The sequence below is a fragment of the Buchnera aphidicola (Meitanaphis flavogallis) genome (assembly GCA_039830035.1).
Lineage (GTDB): Bacteria > Pseudomonadota > Gammaproteobacteria > Enterobacterales > Enterobacteriaceae > Buchnera_B > Buchnera_B aphidicola_AZ.
Window position 1 is genome coordinate 482,467 of the sequence record CP140038.1, and the last position, 23,006, is coordinate 505,472.

Genomic DNA, 23,006 nt, shown 5'->3' on the forward strand with positions numbered 1-23,006 from the left:
AAGTTATGAACAAAACCATTAAAACAGACATATTTTATATGAATAAAGCAATACAAATAGCTAAAAAAGGAATATTAACTACATCACCAAATCCAAATGTTGGATGCATTATAGTCAAAAATAATATTATTTTAGGAAAAGGATGGCATAAAAAAACTGGACAACCACACGCAGAAATATATGCTTTAAAACAAGCAGGAATAAAAGCAAAAGGGGCTACAGCATATATTACTCTAGAACCATGTAGTCATTTTGGGCATACTCCTCCTTGCTGTATAGAATTAATAAAATCAGGCATTTCTAGAGTAGTAATATCAACGATAGATCCAAATCCAAAAGTATCGGGAAATGGAATAAAATGGCTTAAAAAAAAAGGAATTATAGTAAAAGTAGGAGTAATACCTAATAAATCTGAAGATATAAACAAAGGATTTTTTCAAAGAATGCGAACTGGAATTCCTTGGATTCAATTAAAACTCGCTAGCTCAATTGATGGACGTACCGCACTATACAATGGATTAAGTAAATGGATTACATCATATAAATCTCGTCAAGATGTTCACATTCATAGACGACTGTCTGATGCTATTATCAGTAGTAGTAGTTCTGTCATTACAGACAACGCATTATTAACCGTAAGACAAACATCCATAAAAAAAGAAAACAATATAGATTGGAATAACAAAAATAAAATTCAACAACCTTTACGCGTTATTATTGATAGCAAGAATCGTATAACTCCCTTACATAAATGTATAAAAGAACCTGGTAACATACTACTTATAAGATTAACACCTGATAATAAATGTTGGCCAAATCATGTCGAACAAGTAATATTAAAAAATAAAAAAAACAATATAAATCTAATGCACCTTATAAAATTATTAGGAAAACGTCAAATCAATAAAATATGGATAGAATCAGGAGCATCATTATCTGGATCCTTTTTAAAATTAAACATCATTAACGAAATTATTATTTATATAGCTCCAAAACTATTAGGTCACTATGCAAAACCATTATTTATACTCGATAAGTATGAAAAATTATCTTGGGTTCCTCGATTTAATTTTAAAAATATTACTAAGATAGGACAAGACATTAAATTAACATTAACAAAAAAAATCTAACAACTACTTTTTTTAAAAACAACAAGGAACTTATTTATCTACTTATGAAATCTTTACCTAGAAGAAAAGCACGAGAATGCGCTGTACAAGCACTGTATTCATGGCAGTTATCACAAAATAATATTTATGAAATAGAAAATCAATTCTATGAAAAAAATAATATGCAAAACATCGATAAAATTTATTTTCATGAATTGATCATAGAAATAACAAATAATCAAAAACATTTAGATACATTAATGAAACCTTATCTTTCTAGATCTATTAATGAGCTAGGGCAAATTGAGAAAGCTATTCTCAGAATTTCTTTCTATGAATTAGAAAGAAGACACGATATTCCTTATAAAGTAACTATTAACGAAGGAATTGAATTAGCAAAATTGTTTGGAGCAAAAGAAAGTCACAAATTTATAAATGGAGTTTTAGATAAAGCTGCTATAAAAATAAGATATCATATAAAACAATAAAACATAATTATCTCACTCATTTAACCATGATAAAATTTTTTCTAAAATACCATCTGCATCTAACTTATATTCACTACGGATTTCAGCTTGATTTCCTTGAGGAACAAATTTATCTGGAATTCCAATATTTAAAATAGGAATAGTAATTTTTTTTCGCATAAATAGTTCATTAATGCTACTACCAGCTCCACCTGCAATTATTCCTTCTTCAAGGGTAACAAAAAAATCATGATATTTTGTCAAATTTAAAATCAAATCGATATCTAATGGTTTTACAAAACGCATATCCACTAAAGTTAAATTTAATTTCTGCGCTACTTGTTCAGCAAAAATACATAGTGGTCCAAAATTTAAAATAGCAATCTTTTTTCCTAATCTTTTTAAAATACCTTTCCCAACTGGAATTGATCTCATAGATTGTAGAGCTATTCCAGTTCCACTACCTCTTGGATATCTCACTACACTAGGCCCTTGTCGATAACAATACCCAGTGTAAAGCATTTGAAAACATTCATTTTCATTGCTAGGAGTCATAATGATAATATTTGGAATACATCTCAAATAAGTTAAATCAAACACTCCTTGATGAGTTTCACCATCTTGACCAACTATTCCCCCTCTATCAATTGCAAATAATACAGGCAATTTTTGAAGTGCTACATCATGTATTACTTGATCATAGGCTCTTTGAAGAAAAGTAGAATAAATTGCAAGAACAGGTTTATAACCACTAATAGCTAATCCTGCGGAAAAAGTTACAGCATGTTGTTCAGCTATTGCAACATCAAAATACTGATCAGGAAAACATTTGGAAAAATTAACCATCCCTGAACCTTCTGCCATAGCAGGTGTAATTCCTATTAATTTTTTATCAGTTTTTGCTATAGTACATAACCAATGTCCAAACACTTCAGAATAAGTAAGATTATCTTTAATTTCTGCACACATCTTTCCAGTTAGAACATCAAATTTAGGAACAGAATGCCATTTTGTAGGATTTAATTCAGCAGGAAAATACCCTTTTCCTTTTTTAGTTATTATATGTAATACATTAGTATACTTTTGAGTACTTAATCTACTAATTACATCTACTAACAAAAAAACATCATGTCCATCCACAGGACCAAAATACTGGAATCCTAAATTTTCGAAAAAAGTATTAGACGATCTTATATCCTCTAAATATTTTTTTTGATACAACGAGTCATTTTTTAAAAAATCAGACCTAATACAGAAACTACTCTTTTTTTTATATCTTTTTATCCATTTAAAATTTAATTTAGATTTAGAAAAAGACGAATGTAAAGCACCTACATTTTTTGAAATAGACATGTCATTATGATTTAATATCACTAGTAAACGTATACTATTATATCCAGCATGATTAATTGCTTCAAATGCCATACCTGAAGTCATTGCACCGTCACCAATAACACATATGGTTTTTCTACCTTTTTTTTCTTTTTTAGAAGCAATTGCCATACCAACCCCAGCACTAATTGAAGTGGAAGCATGACCAACACCTAAAACATCATATTCACTTTCTTGTCTACTAGGAAACGAACGTATCCCATGTCTTGTACGAATACTAAATATACTATTCCTCCTTCCAGTTAAAATTTTATGAGGATAAGTTTGATGACCTACATCCCATATTAAATTATCAAAAGGAGTATCAAGTACATAATGCAATGCTACTGTAACTTCAATAACTCCTAAACTAGAAGACAAATGCCCACTAGATTGACTAATAGTTTCCAATAAATATTGACGTAACTCAAAACATAACTGAGGTAATTTTTCAATAGATAATAACTTCAATTGTTTAACTGAATTTGCTAAATACAATATTGGATATTTTTTACAATTAAAATTCATTATAAACTCATCATAAAAACTATTTATCACGCGTAATTATGTAATATGCTAATTTTTGTAATAATACTACATCTATCCACTTATGAGATAAAATTTCTAAACATTCTAATGATTTTGTATACAATTTTTCTAATTTTTTCTTAGATTTTTGTAAACCAATTATTGATGGAAATGTGTTTCCTTTAAAAATTTTATTAGCATTTGTCGGAATTGTTGTGCCATGTGAATCATTTACAAAATCAAGAATATCATCCTGAATCTGAAAAGCAAGACTAATATTTCTAGAATATTGTTCTAACGCTACAATAATTTTCTTTTCGCGTATATTACTAGAAATTAAAACTAAACGAATCGCAGTGCTAATTAAAGATCCAGTTTTATACCAGTATATTTCTTCTAATTGATTCAAATTAACACATTTTTTTTTTGATTCTAAATCAAAAAATTGACCAATACACATACCCAATAAACCAGAAGCATTTGACAATTCTAAAATTATTTTAATTTTCTTAACGTTAGATATTGTGTTTTCATTCCAATTAGACAAGATATTAAAAGATAAACATTGTAATGCATTACCAGCCAATATAGCAGTAGATTCTCCAAATTTTATATAACAAGAATCTTTTCCTCTTCTTAATACATCATTATCTAATGATGGCAAATCGTCGTGAATTAAAGAATACGCATGCATAAATTCTATAGAAGAAGCTAATATATCTATAACATGGAAATTTACTTGAAACATGCTTCCTATAATATACATTAATATAGGACGGATTCTTTTACCACCTAAAAGCACTCCATACTTCATAGCATGTAACAAATCAGAATCTTGAAATGGCAACGTTTCTAAAAGTTCAGACATAAAATTATCAATTCGTTTTCGTTTTACATGAAAAAATTCAACTAAATCCATGTTTAGTCCCTATATATATTCAATAAAGAAACAAAATATTAGTAACAAAAATTAATTATTTATCATACTACTAAAAATAATACTAATTCTAAAATACTAAAATATAAATATATTCCTCAAATTTTATAAAACAATAATTTTAGATTATTTTATTATAATATACATCATATTATTTATATATCACGCATCATAAACATAAACATAAAAATTATCATAATAAAAATTCTATAAATAACCTCGTCGATTGTTATATTTAAAAAATTTAATGTTTAACATTTATTAACAATAGGATACTTAATTAACACTAAAAATTGCATGTATTTTAAAATATTTATTCAAACCTTATGACATCGAATATTCATAAGCAACCAAATAAAAAAAATTATTAATTCAAAAGAAAATACAACAACACTGCTGTTATAATTTAAAATCAATCCCCCTAATATACTCCCTATAAAAGAACCCAAAAATTGACTAATTGAATATATAGCCATAGCAGTACCTTTATAATTTACAGGAGAATTATTACTTACCAAAATAGGAAGCATAATTTCAAATAAACTAAATACTAAAAAAAATATTTGTAACCAAAGAACTAAAAAGAAAAAATTTTTTATAAAAAGCAAACAAAAAATATTAGAAACAATTAATAAAGTTATAGACAACATAATCGCAAACTTGTCGCATTTTTTTCTTTCAATATACGAACTAATTGGAAGTACAATAAAAAAAGAAATCAAAATAGTAGTAAAATATATAATCCAACATGGAACAAAAAAATTTTTATATGAATATAACTGAACTGGAATGGCAATAAAATGTAACATTAATAATAAATGGAGAAAAAAAATATTTAAATTAAATTTTAATAAAGTAAAACTATTAAATACATTTAATATGTTTTTATATTCGTTATCTATAAAAACACCGTTTTTACTACTCATTGGAGTTGGAATAACACAAAAAACTACAAAAATACATATTATTGAAAATATAAAACTAATAAAAAATAAACTATGAATTCCAAAAGAACGAACTAAGATAGGACTCATGACCATAGCACAAATAAAACTTATTCCAAAACTGATTCCTAAAAATCCCATCGCTTGAGATCTATTTCTTTTTGAAATTGTTTCAGATAACAATGTCATACATACCGAAGATATTGCTCCTGATCCCTGCAAACTGCGACCTAATATAATTCCCCAAATAGAACTACTATTAAAACATATAAAACTACCTATCAAAAAAAATAGTAATCCCAAAATAATAATATATTTCCGTCCAAATTTATCAGATAACCAACCATAAGGAATTTGAAATAAAGCTTGAAAAAAATTATATACTCCCAATGCAACACCTATAAGAAATGTAGTACTACTGTGAAAATACATTCCATACATACCAAAAACAGGTAAAATTATAAACATTCCAAATATACGCAAAGAAAAAACAATACATATTCCTAAAACCACTTTCCATTCTCTTATCTCATTATAAAATTTATTCATATATATTAAATTTCTTATTGTAATGTTAATAATACTTATTATAATAAGTCAATTATCATACAAAATAACATTTTTATATTTTCATCTATAGATAATATTTTTATAACACATAATTAAAAATAAATAACATGAAAAAAAAATCTAAAAAATACACATATTGGAATGAAAAAATAGCCCAAAATATCGCTAAAAATGAATCTATTGACATGACTAAAGATCATTGGGAAGTGATATACGCTATGAGAGATTTTTATTTTAAATTTAATTTAACTCCATCTATAATAATGTTAATGAAATTTCTAAAAAAAAGAGGATTAAAAAAAATAAATACCTGTTACTTATTTAAATTATTTCCTATGAGTCCAGTTAAACAAGCAAGTAAAATAGCAGGAATTCCAGAACCATCTAACTGCCTTTGAAGTTATATTAAATAAAAAATATAATCATTTAATCTAATTCTAACGAACAAAATCAATTGACATCATAATGTTCATGACTAACATAATGATAATGGAACAATAAAAAACACTTTTTGAAAAAGTAATATAATTATCATGATAATATTTTTTTATAGCAATATAAAACCATACTGTAGAAAAAATCAATAAAATAAAAAAAAACTTGTATCCCGTACAATTTGTCACTGTTAAAAGACATGAAAAAACTAAAAAAAATAATATAAATATGTTCATGTGCATACGAGTAATAGACAAGGATTGTACGACAGGAAATATTGGTATACTAGCATTTTTGTAATCATCTAAATGCATTATAAAAATTGCATAAGAATGAGGTATCTGCCACAAAAACAAAATGACAAATAAATTAATAGCACACCAATCTATATGATTTGTAACAGAACAATAACCTAAAACAGGAGGAATAGCACCAGATATACTACCAATAATAGTTGAATATATTGATCGTTTTTTTAAAAAAAAACTATAAAATACTACATAAATAATTAATCCTAAAAAAGCAAGTACCATACATAATACATTAATAAACCATCCAAAAATAAATAATCCTAACATTCCTATAAATATCGCAAAAAATATTGCAAAATTATAAATATGAGTAGTAGTAACTAAAATTCTATTTTTAGTCCTATTCATGAGTTTATCTAATTTATAATCAATAACATTATTAAAAATACAAGAAGATCCAATAACAAAAGATACACTCATTAAATTCAATAATAATAAATAATAGTTAATATTACCCTTTGAAGCCAAAAAAAAACCGCCTAACGAAGATATTAAATTACCTACTATTATTTTCGGTTTTAAAAGCCCTAAAAAACGTATTATCATATTATTTCATTATGTACGTAATGATTTAAATTTGTCATTATCCAATATGATCCAAACAGAATAATTGTAATAATCAAAAAAGCAAATATTATCGATATCATATTCCACCTATATTCATAAGAAAAATCTAAATAAAAAAAAGACTTAATATGAACTAAAACTTGAATAATTAAACATAATATCACTATAACACTGGTTATTATCTTAGAGTATGTTCCTTTTATAACGACTAAAAATGGAAGTATAGTTAATGTAGTTAATATTATAAAATTTAAAACATAAAAAAAATATTTACTTTTAAAAATTAAAATACTCTTCAAATAAGAAAAACTCATAATATTACCCCAATTAAATAAACTATAGAAAAAACAAATACCCATATTATGTCCAAAAAATGCCAAAATAAACTTAAACAAAAGATTCTCATGTATACTTCATACGTAATTCCAAATTTTATTACTTGTTGGATCATTACTATAATCCACAATAAAGCTGAAACCACATGAATACCATGAGTAGACAGCAAAACAAAAAAAGCAGATAAAAAACCACTACAAGATGGACCATATCCTCGATGTACTAAATTATAAAATTCCAACGTTTCTAGAACTAAAAATATTAAACCTAATAGAAAAGTTATACTAAACCAAAATATAACTTTGTTTTTATTATATTTTTCTATTTCTATAAAAATAAAACTATAAGAAAAAGAACTAAATAACAATAACAAACTCTCTACCATCACTAATGGAAGATAAAAAATATCTTTTCCAGATGGGCCATGAGCTATATTGTTTTTCATAACTATATACACAGCAAATAATGTAGCAAAAATAATACAATCATTCATCAAATACAACCAAAAACCAAATAATTTATTAGACCGCAAAATGCTCATACTTAACTTTCTTATATTTTTTTTTCTATTTGTTATATTACTCACTGTCATTTTAATCCTACTTTTTTAAGATCATTAATATACTGGTTTTCAATCTGATTAACATTATCTTTGGAAATTATATAACCATGATCAATAAAAAAACTCTTTCTAATTAACAAACATAAAATTACAAAAATAGATAAAAAACATAACCAAAAAATATACCAAATCAAAGAAAAACTAAAAATAACAGAAAATAAACTAATTATAATACCAGAACTAGTTTTATTTGGCATGTGAATATCAGAATATATGACACGCGCTACATTCTTCTTTTTTACTTTTTCTTTTGATTTCCAAAAACAATCACGAGAACAAACCGTAGGTATAATAGCAAAATTATATAATGGAGGTGGAGACGAAGTTGACCATTCTAATGTTCTTCCATTCCATGGATCACCTGTAAAATCTCGATAAATGTTACGATCTCGAATAGACACTAAAACTTGAATAATTTGACATATAATCCCTACTGCAATTAAAAATGTACCAAAAGAAGCACATACCAACATAGAATGAAATTGAGGATCTATATGTTGACTTAAACGACGAGTCATACCCATTAATCCCAAAAAATATAAAGGCATAAAAGCACAAAAAAAACCTAAAATCCAACACCAAAATGCACGCTTTCCCCATTTTTCAGATAAAGTAAATCCAAACATTTTAGGAAACCAATAAGTAATCCCAGAAAAACATCCAAATACTACACCACCAATAATTACATTATGAAAATGCGCTACTAAAAACACACTATTATGTAATACGAAATCTACAGCAGGTAAAGATAATAAAACACCAGACATGCCACCTATAGAAAAAGTTATTAAAAACCCAATAGTCCATAACATAGAAGAATGCATACGAATACGTCCATAGTGCATAGTAAATAACCAATTAAAAATTTTTACTCCTGTTGGTACTGCTATAACCATTGTAGCTATACCAAAAAACGCATTTACATCAGCTCCAGCACCCATAGTAAAAAAATGATGTAACCATACCACAAAAGATAAAATAGTAATTGCAATTGTAGCCCACACTAAAGATACGTATCCAAACAATTCTTTTCTAGAAAAAGTAGCTACTACTTCAGAAAATACTCCAAAAACAGGAAGAATTAAAATGTATACTTCTGGATGTCCCCAAATCCAAATTAAATTAACATACATCATTGCATTACCGCCGGAATCATTAGTAAAAAAATGAAATCCAAGATATCTATCCAAAGTCAGTAACAATAGACTCACTGTTAAAACAGGAAAAGAAGCTAACATCAAAACATTTGTACAAACTGCCGTCCATGTAAACACCGGCATTTTAAATAAAGACATTCCAGGTGCTCTCATTTTTAAAATAGTAACCAAAAAATTGATAGCCGTTAGAGTAGTTCCTATGCCAGATAATTGTAAACTCCAGATCCAATAGTCTACTCCTACTCCAGGACTAAATGTCATTTCTGATAAAGGAGGGTAACCTAACCAACCTGTTTGCGCAAACTCACCAATTCCAAGAGAAAGATTTATTAATACTGCTCCACCAACAGTTAACCATAAACTTAAATTATTTAAAAACGGGAACGCAATATCACGAGCACCAATTTGTAAAGGAACTACTAAATTCATCAATCCAACAACTAAAGGCATTGCTACAAAAAAAATCATAATAACGCCATGTGCAGTAAACACTTGATCATAATGATGAGACGACAGAAATCCTGTTCCTGCTTTAGAAGAAGCTAAAACTTGCTGAATACGCATCATAATAGCGTCAACAAAACCACGAAATAACATAATAACAGCAAGAAAAATATACATAATTGCAATTTTTTTATGATCTACCGAACAACACCATTCGTTCCATATATAATTCCACTTCTTTAAATAAGTAACTATCATAAATATAGACATAGAACATAAAATAATTATAGAATACGTTGTCATTATAATAGGATCATTATAAGGAATAGCATTCCAATCTAATCTACCAAACATATTATAAAATTCCTTAAATCTTAATTAAGTATAATTACAATAATAAAATTACCTTCTGCTATATTTCATTTTTTTTGATAATAATATTAAATAAATTATTTTTTATACTAGAATAATATTCAATTATATTATTTTCACTAGGATATGCTACTTTTTCAAAACTAGATATAGAATCTAATTTATGTGAAGAATGTCGTACCTTTTCTATCCATTTTTTAAATAAAACAACATTAGAAGTTACCCTTGTCGTAAATTTCATATCAGAAAATCCTTTTCCGCTATAATTAGAAGACATTCCTCTATAAACTCCAGATCTATTAGCAATTAAATTTAATTGAGTACGCATACCAGCCATAGTATATATTTGACTGCCTAAAGAAGGAATAAAAAAAGAATTCATTACAGAATTAGATGTTAATTCAAACGTGATTGGAGTATTAACAGGAAAAACCAATTCATTAACGGTAGCAATTTTCTCCTTCGGATAAATAAATAACCACTTCCAATCTAAAGACACAACATTAATTTTTATAGGTTCAACATTAGAAACAATTTTCTTATACGGATCTAAATCATGAACAGACTTCCATGACAATATAGAAAGAAAAATAATTATCAAAATAGGAAATCCCCACACTAATGACTCAATAACATTAGAATGAGACCAATGAGGTCTATAATCAGAATTAATATTAGTCTCTCTATATTTTGTTGAAAAAAACCATGTCATACAAAAAACTGGAACTATAATCAATAACATTACCGTAAATGCAACTAATATTAAAGACTTCTGCTTTATAGCTATATCACCTTTAGGGCATAAAACTCCACTATTACATCCATTTAAAAACAGAATACAACTCATTAAAAAAAAATTTAACATACATATACGAAATTTTAAAAATTGCATTTAATCACCTCAACATCCATTTTATATTGCAAAATGATACTTATAGAATGATCTTTTATTATAAAAATAATCATTTTTTAAAAAATACATTAGTTTTATAATTTCAATTCCAATCTCTAAATAAAATGTATGAATAAAAAAAATCTGTGATGTTAAAAATCACATGAATCTTTAATAAAATAGTTCCTGTTGAAAAATTTTATGTAATGTCTATCAATAAAACATTTATTTTTATGATTTAATGAAATATACCAAAAAATTATATAATTCATATAATATAAAACTTACAACATATATAGCATAAATAAAATTATCTTATGTTTATTTTCAACTTAATATATGCTTAAAATATATTAAAATAACAAAAAATTAATTAAAGAAAAAAATGATTATAAAAATAATAAAAAATATATTAACATCAGTATTAAATACAACAATCGTTGAAATTATTAATGAAAGTAAAAAACATAAAACGTTTATGAAAAATCATTCGCATTTTAAAATCATCATAGTTAGCAATGATTTCATGAAATATAGTTTAATAAAAAGACATCAAAAAATATACTGTTTACTATCGAAATGTATGTCTCAATACAAAATTCATGGATTGGCATTATATACATATACTATTAATGAATGGAACAAAAAATCTAATAAAAACTTAATTTCCCCTATATGTGTAAAATCACATGTCAAATCATCAAAGATGTGAGAAAAAAATTAACGGCTATTAACACAAAAAGATCAATAAAATTTAAAAAAATAATTAAATATTTCATAAAAATTATTTTTAAAAAATAACTTTAAGGAAAAAAAATGGAACTTGAAATTAAAAAAAACAAAAATTTATTACGCAATATCCATATTACTATTCCAAATAACATTATAAAAAAATCTATATATGTAGAATTCTTGAAACTAAATAATACTATACACACAAACGGATTTAGAAAAGGAAAAACACCATTATATACATTAAAAAAAAATTATGGAGCAACAGTACAAAAACAAGTATTGAAAAAACTAATAAAACAATACTTCTTGGATAAAATTAAAAAAGAAACGTTCCAAATAGCTGGAACTCCTGACTTTATCCTACAAAAATATAAGAATAATCAAGATCTTAATTGTTTAATAGAATTTGAAATATATCCGAAATTTAAACTCAACACAGACCAATTTACTATACAGACACCAGTAATTAACATTACTGAACAAGACATTCAAAAAATAGCTGACAAATCTTTTAAAAAAAATATTTGGATAGAAGTAGATCGTACTATTGCACTGTATGATAAAATTACTATCACTTGTATAAATCACAGTTCCAATAAAGAGTTCAAAAAATATAATTTATATAATTTTCAATTTATTATTGGAAACAATGAAATATTACCCGAAATTGAAGAACAATTGCTAGTCCATAAAACTAATGAATCTTTCTTTATTAACATAAAATTCTCAAAACATCATTGCGAAAAACAAATAGCAAACAAAATATGTGCAATAGAAATAATTATTAAAAAAGTAGAAGAACTCAAAGAAAAAATATTAGAAAAAAAAGAAAACAAAAAACTAAATTTAAGTCAACAACGTAAAAATATTGAAAATATACTTAAAAATCAATCAAAAATAATAGTTGAAAATTACATAAAATCAAAAATAATAAATAGTTTGATCTCATCTAATCCTATAGATGTTCCATCCACTTTAATAAAAAGTGCTTTCGTTACGTTAAGAGAAAAACAAATAAAAATATATAAAAAAAATGTAAATAATATATTCACAACTATAAATACAAAAGACCTGACCATAGAAGCACGTCACCAAGTGACAGCTACAATTCTTTTGAATAAACTTATACAAGACCACTTATTAAAACCTAATATTAATAACATACAAAATTTAATACAAAAGTGTTCTACATCATACCATCATACTAAAAAACTAATTCTATTATACAAAAACAATGAAAACATTAAACAATATTTTAATAATATTGACCTAGAACAACAAGCTATTACTAAAATTTTGGAAAAATCTATTAAACATATAAAAAAATATAATTTTCACGAAGCAATGCAAAATTTAATTATATAAACTGATATAACTCAATAGTTAACTATAAGTAATAAAATTGCATTAAATTTATACTGAGTCCTACAATCTATATATTTGTTACAAAAAAATTTTTTTAAAAAATTATCTGTAAAAAATAAATGTTTATTTATTAAATAATATAACTAATACTTTAAAACATCCTGAATTATACTATTCTAAAATTAACAAAACAATACTTTTCATCTTGTACATATTGGAAATAACAAATGCTATATAAAAAAACAAGTAAACAAAAAAATAACAATACTTTGCTAATTCCTATGGTAATAGAAAAAACATCTCACGGAGAAAGATCGTATGACATATATTCTAAACTATTAAAAGAAAGAATTATTTTTCTAACTGGAACTATCGAAGACGTTATAGCTAATTCTATAGTGGCTCAAATTTTATTCTTAGAATCTGAAAATCCTACTCAAGACATTTTTATATATATCAATTCACCAGGAGGAGCAATTTCATCAGGTATGTCTATTTATGACACTATGCAGTTTGTAACGCCTCAAATTAATACAATTTGTATAGGACAAGCATGTTCCATGGCGGCTTTAATTCTTACTTCAGGAGAAAAAGGAAAGCGATTTTGTTTACCAAATTCACGTGTTATGATTCATCAACCATTAGGCGGATGCAATGGACAAGCTTCAGACATAGAAATTCATGCTCGAGAAATTATGATAATAAAAGAAACAATTAACAAGATAATGTCTATGCATACCGGAAAAAATATAAGCGATATTAAAAAAGACACTGAAAGAGATTATTTTCTTTCTGCTGCAGAAGCAATTGAATATGGATTAATAGATTCTATTTTATATCATCGAAAGTAATGTTTAAAAGTATTAAAAAATAATATTTGATACTAAAAACTAAAAAATACTAAATAAAAAAACTTACAATATCTTTATTGTATGTCATTACAATCATATAAGGAAAAATAATGACAGATAATATTCAAAATAATAATAAAAAACCATTATATTGCTCTTTTTGCGGAAAAAACCAAAAAGAAATAAAAAAACTTATAGCAGGACCATCAGTTTATATTTGTGATGAATGTATAAAATTATGTAATAACATTATTTACACAGAAAACAAAAATTCAAAAATATTAGAAAAAGATAAATATGAAATACCAACTCCCGATAAAATAAAGAAACATCTTGATAGCTACGTCATAGGACATAGTCATACAAAAAAAATTCTTTCAGTAGCAGTATATAATCATTACAAACGTATTCAACACTCAAATTGCGATATTGAATTAGGAAAAAGCAACATTTTACTTATTGGTCCTACAGGAAGCGGAAAAACATTGCTAGCAGAAACATTAGCAAGATTTCTTGATGTTCCATTTGCTATAACCGATGCTACTACTTTGACAGAAGCAGGATACGTAGGAGAAGACGTAGAAAATATCATTCAAAAATTACTAACTACTTGTGAATATAACATAAAAAAAGCAGAAGAAGGAATTATTTATATAGATGAAATAGACAAACTTTCTCGTAAATCAGATAATCCATCTATAACTCGAGACGTATCTGGAGAAGGGGTTCAACAAGCTTTATTGAAATTAATAGAAGGAACTATAGCTTCAGTTCCTATGCAAGGTGGAAGAAAGCATCCGCAACAAGAATTTTTTAAAATAAATACTTCTAAAATTTTATTTATATGTGGAGGAACATTTTCTGGATTAGAAAAAATAATTTCTAAAAGAATTGAAACAGGCATGGGAATAGGATTTAACGCTAAAATTAAAAAAAATCAAAAAAAACATACAAAAAACAAAATACTAGAAAAAGTTAAACCTAAAGATTTAATTAAATTTGGATTAATTCCAGAATTTATTGGAAGGTTGCCTATACTCACTACATTATACGAATTGAATAAAACAGCATTAATAGAAATTCTATGCAAACCTAAAAACGCATTAATTAAACAATATCAAAAATTGTTTAATCTTGAAGGAGTAGAACTAAAATTTCATAACGAAGCAATTGCATGCATAGCAGAAAAAGCGATAACTAGAAAATCTGGTGCACGCGGATTACGTTCAATCATAGAAGTTATCCTTTTAGATACAATGTACAACTTACCTTCTATGGTAAATGTTAAAAAAATATTGATTAATAAATCAGTAGTTAATGGTAAGTCGATTCCAAAAATAATTTATAACAAGTATAAACCTGAAGAAATTCCTAACGGATTTAACAAAATTATCTGATTTCTATGAAAATAACATTTTTATTTTTATGATCTTGACTTATTAATATTGAATATTGAATTGTTATTTCCAAATACTCAAGCTTGTTATAGCTTTAAACTAAATATTGGTAATTCAACATAATTTTATAATATCAAAATATTGTTGAAACTAAGAGAGATTTTTTATGAATCTAAAACGTTCTGAATACGTTGAAATTCCTGTTTTACCACTGCGAGACGTAGTTGTTTATCCATATATGGTTATTCCATTATTTATAGGAAGAAAAAAATCTATAAAATGTATTGAAGCTTCTATGATAAATAACAAAAAAATTATGCTAGTCGCACAAAAAGAAGCAGAAATAGATGATCCTACTAACGACGATTTATTTACTATTGGAACAACAGCTTCTATATTACAAATGCTAAAATTACCTGATGGAACAGTTAAAGTATTAGTAGAAGGATTACAACGCGCAAATATAAAAACACTAAAAAATAATGGAAATTATTTTATTGCACAAATAGAACCAATTATTACTCCTAAAATTTCGGATAAAGAACAAACCGCATTAATTAGAACTGTATTAAACCAATTTAAGACATATATCGAATTAAATAAAAAAATTCCAACTGAAATATTCAATTCTTTATCAAATATAGACAATGCAGAAAAATTATCAGATACAATTGCAACACATATGCCATTAAAATTATATGAAAAACAATCTATCCTAGAAACACATCGCGTTAATGATCGACTAGAACGTTTAATGGCAATAATGGAATCTGAAATCGATTTACTAAACGTAGAAAAACGCATTCGAAATCGAGTTAAGAAACAAATGGAAAAAAGTCAAAGAGAATATTATTTAAATGAACAAATGAAAGCTATTCAAAAAGAATTAGGTGAAATGGATGATACTTTGGATGATAATGAACTTTTAAAAAGAAAAATTGATTCAGCTAAAATGCCAAAAGAAGCAAAAATAAAAACAGAATCTGAACTTAAAAAATTGAAAATGATGTCATCCATGTCTGCTGAAGCTACAGTAGTGAGAAGTTATATAGATTGGATGATACAAATTCCTTGGAATAAAAAAAGTAAAATAAAAAAGAACCTTCAAGAAGCACAAACCATTCTCGATTTAGATCATTTTGGATTAGAAAAAGTAAAAGAACGAATTTTAGAATATTTAGCTGTTCAAAGTAGAATTAGTAAGATAAAAGGACCTATATTGTGTTTAGTGGGACCACCTGGAGTAGGAAAAACATCATTAGGACAATCTATAGCAAGAGCAACAGGAAGGAAATATATTAGAATGGCTTTAGGTGGTATTAGAGATGAAGCAGAAATTCGAGGTCATAGAAGAACATATATAGGATCTATGCCTGGAAAATTAATTCAAAAAATCACAAAATCAGGAGTAAAAAATCCACTTTTTTTATTAGATGAAATAGACAAAATGTCTTATGATGTTCGAATAGACCCCGCATCTGCTTTATTAGAAGTATTAGATCCAGAACAGAACACAACTTTTAATGATCACTATTTAGAAGTAGATTATGATCTTTCTGAAGTTATGTTCATTGCTACTTCTAATTCTACTAATATACCTGCACCATTACTCGACCGAATGGAAATTATAAGAATTTCTGGTTATACTGAAAACGAAAAATTAAACATAGCTAAATCATATTTAAAACCAAAACAAATTCAAAGAAACGCTCTAAAAAAAAATGAGTTAATATTAGAAGATTCTGCTATTATTAATATTATTCGATACTATACGCGCGAAGCCGGAGTAAGAAATCTAGAGCGAGAACTATCAAAAATATGTAGAAAATGTGTAAAAACTTTAATTTTAAATCAATCTTTAAAAAAGATACATATTAATGATAAAAATTTACACTATTATCTTGGAGTTAAACGATTTGATTATGGAAAAATAATTAATAAAAACCAAATTGGACAAGTCATTGGTTTAGCTTGGACTGAAGTTGGAGGTGAATTACTAACAATTGAAACCGCTTGCATATCAGGAAAAGGTAAATTAATTTATACAGGATCTTTAGGGGAAGTTATGCAAGAATCTATTCAAGCCGCACTCACGGTAGTAAGATCTCGTGCACATAAATTAGGAATAAAACAAAATTTTCATGAAAAACATGACATTCATGTCCATGTCCCGGAAGGAGCTACACCAAAAGATGGACCCAGTGCTGGAATTGCTATGTGTACAGCTATAGTTTCTTGTTTAACAAATAATCCAGTTCGATCAGATGTTGCAATGACTGGAGAAATTACCTTAAGAGGTCAAATTTTAACTATAGGAGGACTAAAAGAGAAATTACTAGCTGCTCATCGAGGTGGAATTAAAAAAGTATTAATTCCTTATGAAAATAAACGAGATTTAGAAGAGATTCCAAAAAATATTATTTCAGGTCTTTGCATTCATCCAGTCAAATACATTGAAGAAGTATTAAACTTATCATTAGAACACGCACCATGCGAACCAATAAGATAAAATATTTTACTTATAAAAAAAACATTGCATAATACATGAATAGCTGGCAAAACATTAAAAATGTTATTGCCAGTGCGCATCAAAAACTATATTTTAAAAAATATTAAAAATGAATATCATACGAAATCACTCATAATGATTAAAAAAAAAATAAAATTAATATTTTCTAACATAATTATGTTAATATTTTTAATAATAATTTTCTTTTCATTAATTATTACAAAAATAAACTACAATCCGTTAATAAATAAAAACAATTATGTTGTAACAATTAACGATGAAAAGATTAGTTTAGAAGAATTTACAAAACTATATACCCTTGAATTATTAAAAAATAAAGAAAAATTACATAAAAATAATTTAAATTCATTATATAATAAAAATTATACAAAAAATATATATCAAAAAGTATTATCAAATATCGTTTATAAAACTTTATTAAAACAATATGTACAAAAATTAAATATATCCGTACATGATTCTGATGTAAAAAATTATATACATAACCAATCTATTTTTAAAATAAATAATATTTTCAATATTCAGAAATATTACTCTTTTCTTAATTCAGCCAATATTAGTTCTTATAAATATAAAAAAAAGATTAAAATAGATTTAAAAATAAATAAATTTATTTCTTTCATTTCTAATTCAACATTTATTTTAAAACATGAAATTAATAATTTTATTGAATTACTATCACAAATTAGAGTTATAAAAAAAGCTACTATAAATATTCCTGAAACTTTTAAACATTTATACATTAACAAAAAATATTTTAAAAACTATCTTAACAAAAACAACACTATTAATTATTTTCTTATTGCTAAAAAAATAATTAATGAACTGAATACAGGATCTGATAAATTATTAAAAAAAATAAAATTAAAATTTGAAAACTCCCAAAAATTTTCTACATTCGAAATTAGCAAATTAAAAAAACTAATATTTAACCTTCCACTCCCTAAAAAAAATAATAATGTATATTTTAGTATTTTTAAAAATAATGGAAATTTATTACTAATTCAATTTTATAAAATACAACATAAAATTTTTTCAAAAAAACAAAAAAACATTATTATATCTCAATTACTTAAACATCACTTAAAAATGACACTAAACTCTATTCTCAATAATTTATATACTAATGCTAATATTTCATACGAAAAAATTAACTACCTTTAAAAATATCTTTAAGATTTAAAAATTTACGCATAACTGAATAAATTGTGTTTGACAGAAACGTTTCACATTGTATGAAGAGCAATCAATACTTAAACACATTTCATAAAAATCCATCTTGTAAATCATCAATTAAAAAAAATAAAATAAAAAGAATATAAAAACTTTATCGTTATATATAATTAACATTTTAATTTAAATATTAGGAATTTTTTGTGGATTTATTCAAACAATTAGGTTGGTATTTTTTAAGAGAATGGAAACAATATTTAATAGCTCTATTTTTATTAATTTGTATCTCTATTTTACAATTATTTCCACCAAAACTAGTAGGATTACTAATAGATTCTATTGTAAAAAAAGAAATTAATAGTACACAAACGTTTTCTTGGACTATAAAAATTTTATTAATTGCAATAGTAGTTTATATTCTTCGATATATGTGGAGAATCTTTTTATTCGGAGCAGCTTATAGACTTGCTACCGAACTCAGGATAAAAATTTACGATTACATCAGTAAAAAAAATCAAACATTTTATTTAAAATATAAAACTGGAGATTTAATAACGCGAATTACTAGTGATGTAGATAAAGTAGTATTCGCAGCAGGAGAAGGAGTTTTGACACTTATTGATTCCTTAGTAATGGGATTATCTATTTTAACTACCATGATAATAAACATTAATTGGAAATTAACTATTTGTTCCCTACTTCCACTGCCTATTATGATTATAATAATAAATAAAATAGGTAAAAAAATACACTATAGTTTTCAAGAAGCTCAAACAGCATTTTCGCACTTAACTAACCATACACAAGAAAGTTTAAACAGTATTAATTTAATTAAATCATTCGGTCTAGAAGAATATCGAATAAAAAAATTTTTTAAAATTCTAAAATATTTAAGAAAAAGAAATACTAAAGTTGCAAGAATTGACGCTATGTTTGATCCAATTATACACCTATCTATTTCATTATCTAACTTACTAGCCATTTTTGTAGGGGGATGGTTATTTTGGAAAAAAATAATTAGTATAGGGCAATTAACTAGTTTCATAATGTATCTTGGATTAATGATTTGGCCAATGCTCGCTTTAGCATGGATGTTCAATATAGTAGAAAGAGGAAGCGTAGCATGGAAACGAATACAATCTATTCTCCATCAAAATAAATTAAAAGAAAAAAAATATGCAAATATTCCAATCTATTTAGAAGAATTAAATATTAATATAAAAAATTTTTACTATTACAAATGTACAACAAAAATCTTAAAAAATATTAATTTTTCACTTTATCCAGGTCAAACAATTGGAATTTGTGGACCAACTGGATCTGGAAAAAGTACTTTATTAAAACTAATTCAAAAACAATTTCCAATATCTAATGGAAAAATATTATACAATTCTATTCCAATTTCTCACTTCAACACACAAAAATGGAGAAAAAAAATATCCGTAATAGATCAAACTACCTTTTTATTTTCAGATACTATTTATAATAATATTTTGATAGGAAAAATGCACGCATCTCACCAAGAAATAGACCAAGTCATTCATCTTGCACAGTTACATGATGATATCATTAACTTTCCATATGGTTATAATACTCAAGTAGGAGAACGTGGAATGATGTTATCTGGTGGACAAAAACAACGAATTTCAATAGCTCGTGCTTTATTAACAAAATCAGAAATATTAATATTAGACAATGCTTTATCAGCAGTAGATGGAGATACAGAATCAAAAATATTAAAAAATTTTAATAGTTTTATAAAACAAAAACGTACAATAATTATTTGTACTCATCGATTATCTTCTTTAATTAATGCTAATAACATTATAGTTCTAAAAAATGGAACTATAATACAAAAGGGAAAACATAATGAATTAATTCAAGAACAAAAAAAATGGTATAACACCATGTACTTATATCAAAAAAATTTAGGAATTTAAAAAATTATGATAATAAAAATAAAATTTTATATAGTTAAAAATTTAGTACACTTTTGGCCTATATTAAAACGTTTAATGCATTATGGAATAAACTACAAAAAAAAAATGACGTTAGGATTTTCTTTTTTATTATTATCTTCTATATCTGAAGTATTGGGCCCTGTATTAATTAGTAACCTCATAAAAACTAGTTTAACTGCACATTATATATGTTATTCTATATTATTTAAAACAATAATAGCTTACATATTTTTACAAATCATATCAGCCCTATTTAATTACTTTCAAGACATTATTTTTAATAATATATCAATAAAAATCGTTGAAACGTTACGATTTAACTTGATGCTATCAATATTAACATTACCCATTAATCAATTTAACAAAAAACCCATCGGGCAATTTATTTCATGTATAACAAACGATACAGAAGTGATTAAAGAGCTATATGAAACTTTCGTGACCACATTATTACGTAGTATTATATTAATTAGTGTTACGCTTATAACTATGTTTAGTTTAGAATGGAGAATGGCTAGTATAGCAATAATTATTTTCCCATTAGTATCAATAATAACATTATTATATCAATATTATAGCAAACCAATTTTACAAAAGGCTAAAACGTATATTACAAAAATTTATAACACCTTTCATGAAGTAATTAATGGAATTAACGTAATACAGCAATTCGGATTAGAAAAAAAATTTAGAAAATCTATAGAAAACACTAGTAATCTACATTATCTAAATCGTATGAAAATGTTAAAATTAGATGGTTTTCTGCTGAGACCTTTACTTAATTTGTTCTCAGCTATAATATTGTGCGGATTAATTTTGCTATTTAGTTCATATCCCAAAGGATTTTTTGAAATTGGAACTTTATATGCTTTTATTACCTACTTAGGACGCCTTAATGAGCCATTAATTACTATTGCTTCTCAACAATCTATTTTACAGCAAGCTATTATAGCAGGAAAAAGAATATTTAACTTAATTGATTTCCCAAAACAAAAGAATGGAACAGATCTTGTAAACTTAAAAACAGGGGACATATATATTGAAAATTTAAATTTCCAATATGAAAGTAATAATAAAAATACATTAAATAATATTAATTTGCATATCTTTTCAAAGCAATTTATAGCACTAGTAGGACGTACAGGAAGCGGAAAAAGCACTCTTGCACAACTTTTAATGGGATATTATCCCATTAATCATGGAAATATTTATTTAGATAAACGAAATATAAACTCATTAAGTAACAATGTTCTACGTCATGGAATATCTATTGTTCAACAAGATCCGATTATATTAAATGATTCAATTTTTAAAAATATTGCTTTTGGAAAACATATTTCTGAATCAAAAATTTGGAATATTTTAGAACAAGTACATCTTACCAAATTAGTAAAATCGATGCCGCAAGGAATACACTCATGTCTAGGAGAAAATGGAAATAAAATATCTATAGGACAAAAACAACTATTATCTATTGCTAGAATTCTAGTATCTATTCCAAAAATATTAATACTAGATGAAGCTACGGCCAATGTAGATCTAGAAACCGAAAAAAAAATACAAACTATACTGGCTTCTATAAAACATTACACTACATTAATAGTAATTGCGCATAGATTATCAACAATAAAAAACGCGGATAAAATAATAGTTTTTAACCAAGGAAAAATTGTTGAAAAAGGATCACACGATTATTTAATAAATAAACAAAAATATTACTGGAAAATGTATAGAAATCAAAATTAAAAAAACAAACTATGAAATTTAATTCAATCAGAATCTCTGTTAGCAATAACATAGTACCTGTATTACTTAATATGGCTGCTACTTTCCAGTCCTGACCAGTTTTTTAAGACTACAGTACTAGGATACTAACAGAGAACTCTCTAAAACAATTATATATGAATTTTCATTAATAACAAACAATTTTTT

The 23,006-nt window shown here is 25.4% G+C and carries 18 protein-coding genes and 1 other RNA gene; 11 read left to right on the forward strand and 8 right to left on the reverse strand.

Features of this window, described 5'->3' with window-relative positions; all coding sequences use genetic code 11:
• The first annotated feature begins 5 nt into the window (after positions 1–5).
• Together ribD and nusB are read left to right on the forward strand one after the other, a co-directional pair.
• Entirely contained in the window at positions 6–1,130 is a 1,125-nt protein-coding gene (ribD, locus tag U0T59_02095; protein XBC43213.1) for a bifunctional diaminohydroxyphosphoribosylaminopyrimidine deaminase/5-amino-6-(5-phosphoribosylamino)uracil reductase RibD, read from the forward strand.
• 44 nt (positions 1,131–1,174) lie between these two features.
• Positions 1,175–1,597 carry a transcription antitermination factor NusB gene (nusB, locus tag U0T59_02100; GenBank protein ID XBC43214.1) on the forward strand — a complete coding sequence of 141 codons (423 nt, stop codon included), beginning with the start codon at positions 1,175–1,177 and terminating at the stop codon, positions 1,595–1,597.
• 12 nt (positions 1,598–1,609) lie between these two features.
• Here nusB and dxs read toward each other — a convergent pair whose 3' ends face one another.
• The 3 genes from dxs to U0T59_02115 form a co-directional block, all read right to left on the reverse strand.
• Entirely contained in the window at positions 1,610–3,475 is a 1,866-nt protein-coding gene (dxs, locus tag U0T59_02105; protein ID XBC43215.1) for a 1-deoxy-D-xylulose-5-phosphate synthase, read from the reverse strand.
• Between the two features lie 19 nt (positions 3,476–3,494).
• Complete coding sequence (locus U0T59_02110) at positions 3,495–4,394, reverse strand: polyprenyl synthetase family protein (GenBank protein ID XBC43216.1); 900 nt, start codon at positions 4,392–4,394, stop codon at positions 3,495–3,497.
• Between the two features lie 335 nt (positions 4,395–4,729).
• A complete protein-coding gene (locus U0T59_02115) occupies positions 4,730–5,905 on the reverse strand; it encodes an MFS transporter (GenBank protein XBC43217.1) in 1,176 nt (391 codons plus the stop codon).
• 128 nt (positions 5,906–6,033) lie between these two features.
• Here U0T59_02115 and U0T59_02120 point away from each other — a divergent pair, with 128 nt between their 5' ends.
• Positions 6,034–6,324: a TusE/DsrC/DsvC family sulfur relay protein gene (locus U0T59_02120; GenBank protein XBC43218.1), complete on the forward strand. Its 291-nt coding sequence runs from the start codon at positions 6,034–6,036 to the stop codon at positions 6,322–6,324.
• Positions 6,325–6,363: 39 nt separating this feature from the next.
• Here U0T59_02120 and cyoE read toward each other — a convergent pair whose 3' ends face one another.
• The 4 genes from cyoE to cyoA all read right to left on the reverse strand — a co-directional run bounded on the left by cyoE (position 6,364) and on the right by cyoA (position 11,062).
• On the reverse strand, positions 6,364–7,218 hold the full coding sequence (gene cyoE, locus U0T59_02125; GenBank protein ID XBC43219.1) for a heme o synthase: 855 nt from the start codon (positions 7,216–7,218) through the stop codon (positions 6,364–6,366).
• A gap of 331 nt (positions 7,219–7,549) precedes the next feature.
• Positions 7,550–8,167 (reverse strand): cytochrome o ubiquinol oxidase subunit III, encoded by a 618-nt coding sequence (gene cyoC, locus U0T59_02130; GenBank protein XBC43220.1) that lies wholly within the window; start codon positions 8,165–8,167, stop codon positions 7,550–7,552.
• Positions 8,164–10,152 carry a cytochrome o ubiquinol oxidase subunit I gene (gene cyoB, locus U0T59_02135; GenBank protein ID XBC43221.1) on the reverse strand — a complete coding sequence of 663 codons (1,989 nt, stop codon included), beginning with the start codon at positions 10,150–10,152 and terminating at the stop codon, positions 8,164–8,166. The genes cyoC and cyoB overlap by 4 nt, the downstream gene beginning before the upstream one ends.
• Positions 10,153–10,210: 58 nt before the next feature.
• On the reverse strand, positions 10,211–11,062 hold the full coding sequence (cyoA, locus tag U0T59_02140; GenBank protein XBC43222.1) for a ubiquinol oxidase subunit II: 852 nt from the start codon (positions 11,060–11,062) through the stop codon (positions 10,211–10,213).
• 385 nt (positions 11,063–11,447) lie between these two features.
• Between cyoA and U0T59_02145 the strand changes: the two genes are divergently transcribed.
• The 8 genes from U0T59_02145 to U0T59_02180 all read left to right on the forward strand — a co-directional run bounded on the left by U0T59_02145 (position 11,448) and on the right by U0T59_02180 (position 22,820).
• Positions 11,448–11,774 carry a BolA/IbaG family iron-sulfur metabolism protein gene (locus U0T59_02145; GenBank protein XBC43223.1) on the forward strand — a complete coding sequence of 109 codons (327 nt, stop codon included), beginning with the start codon at positions 11,448–11,450 and terminating at the stop codon, positions 11,772–11,774.
• A gap of 104 nt (positions 11,775–11,878) precedes the next feature.
• On the forward strand, positions 11,879–13,162 hold the full coding sequence (tig, locus tag U0T59_02150) for a trigger factor (protein XBC43224.1): 1,284 nt from the start codon (positions 11,879–11,881) through the stop codon (positions 13,160–13,162).
• 227 nt (positions 13,163–13,389) lie between these two features.
• On the forward strand, positions 13,390–14,013 hold the full coding sequence (clpP, locus tag U0T59_02155; GenBank protein XBC43225.1) for an ATP-dependent Clp endopeptidase proteolytic subunit ClpP: 624 nt from the start codon (positions 13,390–13,392) through the stop codon (positions 14,011–14,013).
• Positions 14,014–14,123: 110 nt separating this feature from the next.
• Positions 14,124–15,410: an ATP-dependent Clp protease ATP-binding subunit ClpX gene (gene clpX, locus U0T59_02160; GenBank protein ID XBC43226.1), complete on the forward strand. Its 1,287-nt coding sequence runs from the start codon at positions 14,124–14,126 to the stop codon at positions 15,408–15,410.
• 166 nt (positions 15,411–15,576) lie between these two features.
• On the forward strand, positions 15,577–17,919 hold the full coding sequence (gene lon / locus U0T59_02165; protein ID XBC43227.1) for an endopeptidase La: 2,343 nt from the start codon (positions 15,577–15,579) through the stop codon (positions 17,917–17,919).
• Positions 17,920–18,054: 135 nt separating this feature from the next.
• Positions 18,055–19,104, forward strand: a complete 1,050-nt coding sequence (locus U0T59_02170; protein XBC43228.1) for a SurA N-terminal domain-containing protein — start codon at positions 18,055–18,057, stop codon at positions 19,102–19,104.
• A 212-nt stretch (positions 19,105–19,316) separates the two neighbouring features.
• A complete protein-coding gene (locus U0T59_02175) occupies positions 19,317–21,053 on the forward strand; it encodes an ABC transporter transmembrane domain-containing protein (GenBank protein ID XBC43229.1) in 1,737 nt (578 codons plus the stop codon).
• 6 nt (positions 21,054–21,059) lie between these two features.
• Complete coding sequence (locus U0T59_02180; GenBank protein XBC43230.1) at positions 21,060–22,820, forward strand: SmdB family multidrug efflux ABC transporter permease/ATP-binding protein; 1,761 nt, start codon at positions 21,060–21,062, stop codon at positions 22,818–22,820.
• A gap of 34 nt (positions 22,821–22,854) precedes the next feature.
• On the opposite strand, the gene ffs is transcribed toward U0T59_02180, so the two are convergent.
• Positions 22,855–22,951: signal recognition particle sRNA small type (ffs, locus tag U0T59_02185), an RNA gene on the reverse strand.
• Positions 22,952–23,006: the final 55 nt, after the last annotated feature.

Excerpts from the sequence above, each read along its gene's own strand:
- nusB (XBC43214.1), top strand. The coding sequence starts at position 1,175 with ATGAAATCTTTACCTAGAAGAAAAGCACGAGAATGCGCTGTACAAGCA.
- cyoE (XBC43219.1), bottom strand. The coding sequence starts at position 7,218 with ATGATAATACGTTTTTTAGGGCTTTTAAAACCGAAAATAATAGTAGGT.
- cyoC (XBC43220.1), bottom strand. The coding sequence starts at position 8,167 with ATGACAGTGAGTAATATAACAAATAGAAAAAAAAATATAAGAAAGTTA.
- ribD (XBC43213.1), top strand. The coding sequence starts at position 6 with ATGAACAAAACCATTAAAACAGACATATTTTATATGAATAAAGCAATA.
- U0T59_02180 (XBC43230.1), top strand. The coding sequence starts at position 21,060 with ATGATAATAAAAATAAAATTTTATATAGTTAAAAATTTAGTACACTTT.
- clpX (XBC43226.1), top strand. The coding sequence starts at position 14,124 with ATGACAGATAATATTCAAAATAATAATAAAAAACCATTATATTGCTCT.
- clpP (XBC43225.1), top strand. The coding sequence starts at position 13,390 with ATGCTATATAAAAAAACAAGTAAACAAAAAAATAACAATACTTTGCTA.
- U0T59_02145 (XBC43223.1), top strand. The coding sequence starts at position 11,448 with ATGATTATAAAAATAATAAAAAATATATTAACATCAGTATTAAATACA.
- cyoA (XBC43222.1), bottom strand. The coding sequence starts at position 11,062 with ATGCAATTTTTAAAATTTCGTATATGTATGTTAAATTTTTTTTTAATG.
- dxs (XBC43215.1), bottom strand. The coding sequence starts at position 3,475 with ATGAATTTTAATTGTAAAAAATATCCAATATTGTATTTAGCAAATTCA.
- lon (XBC43227.1), top strand. The coding sequence starts at position 15,577 with ATGAATCTAAAACGTTCTGAATACGTTGAAATTCCTGTTTTACCACTG.
- cyoB (XBC43221.1), bottom strand. The coding sequence starts at position 10,152 with ATGTTTGGTAGATTAGATTGGAATGCTATTCCTTATAATGATCCTATT.
- U0T59_02170 (XBC43228.1), top strand. The coding sequence starts at position 18,055 with ATGATTAAAAAAAAAATAAAATTAATATTTTCTAACATAATTATGTTA.
- U0T59_02120 (XBC43218.1), top strand. The coding sequence starts at position 6,034 with ATGAAAAAAAAATCTAAAAAATACACATATTGGAATGAAAAAATAGCC.
- U0T59_02115 (XBC43217.1), bottom strand. The coding sequence starts at position 5,905 with ATGAATAAATTTTATAATGAGATAAGAGAATGGAAAGTGGTTTTAGGA.
- U0T59_02110 (XBC43216.1), bottom strand. The coding sequence starts at position 4,394 with ATGGATTTAGTTGAATTTTTTCATGTAAAACGAAAACGAATTGATAAT.
- tig (XBC43224.1), top strand. The coding sequence starts at position 11,879 with ATGGAACTTGAAATTAAAAAAAACAAAAATTTATTACGCAATATCCAT.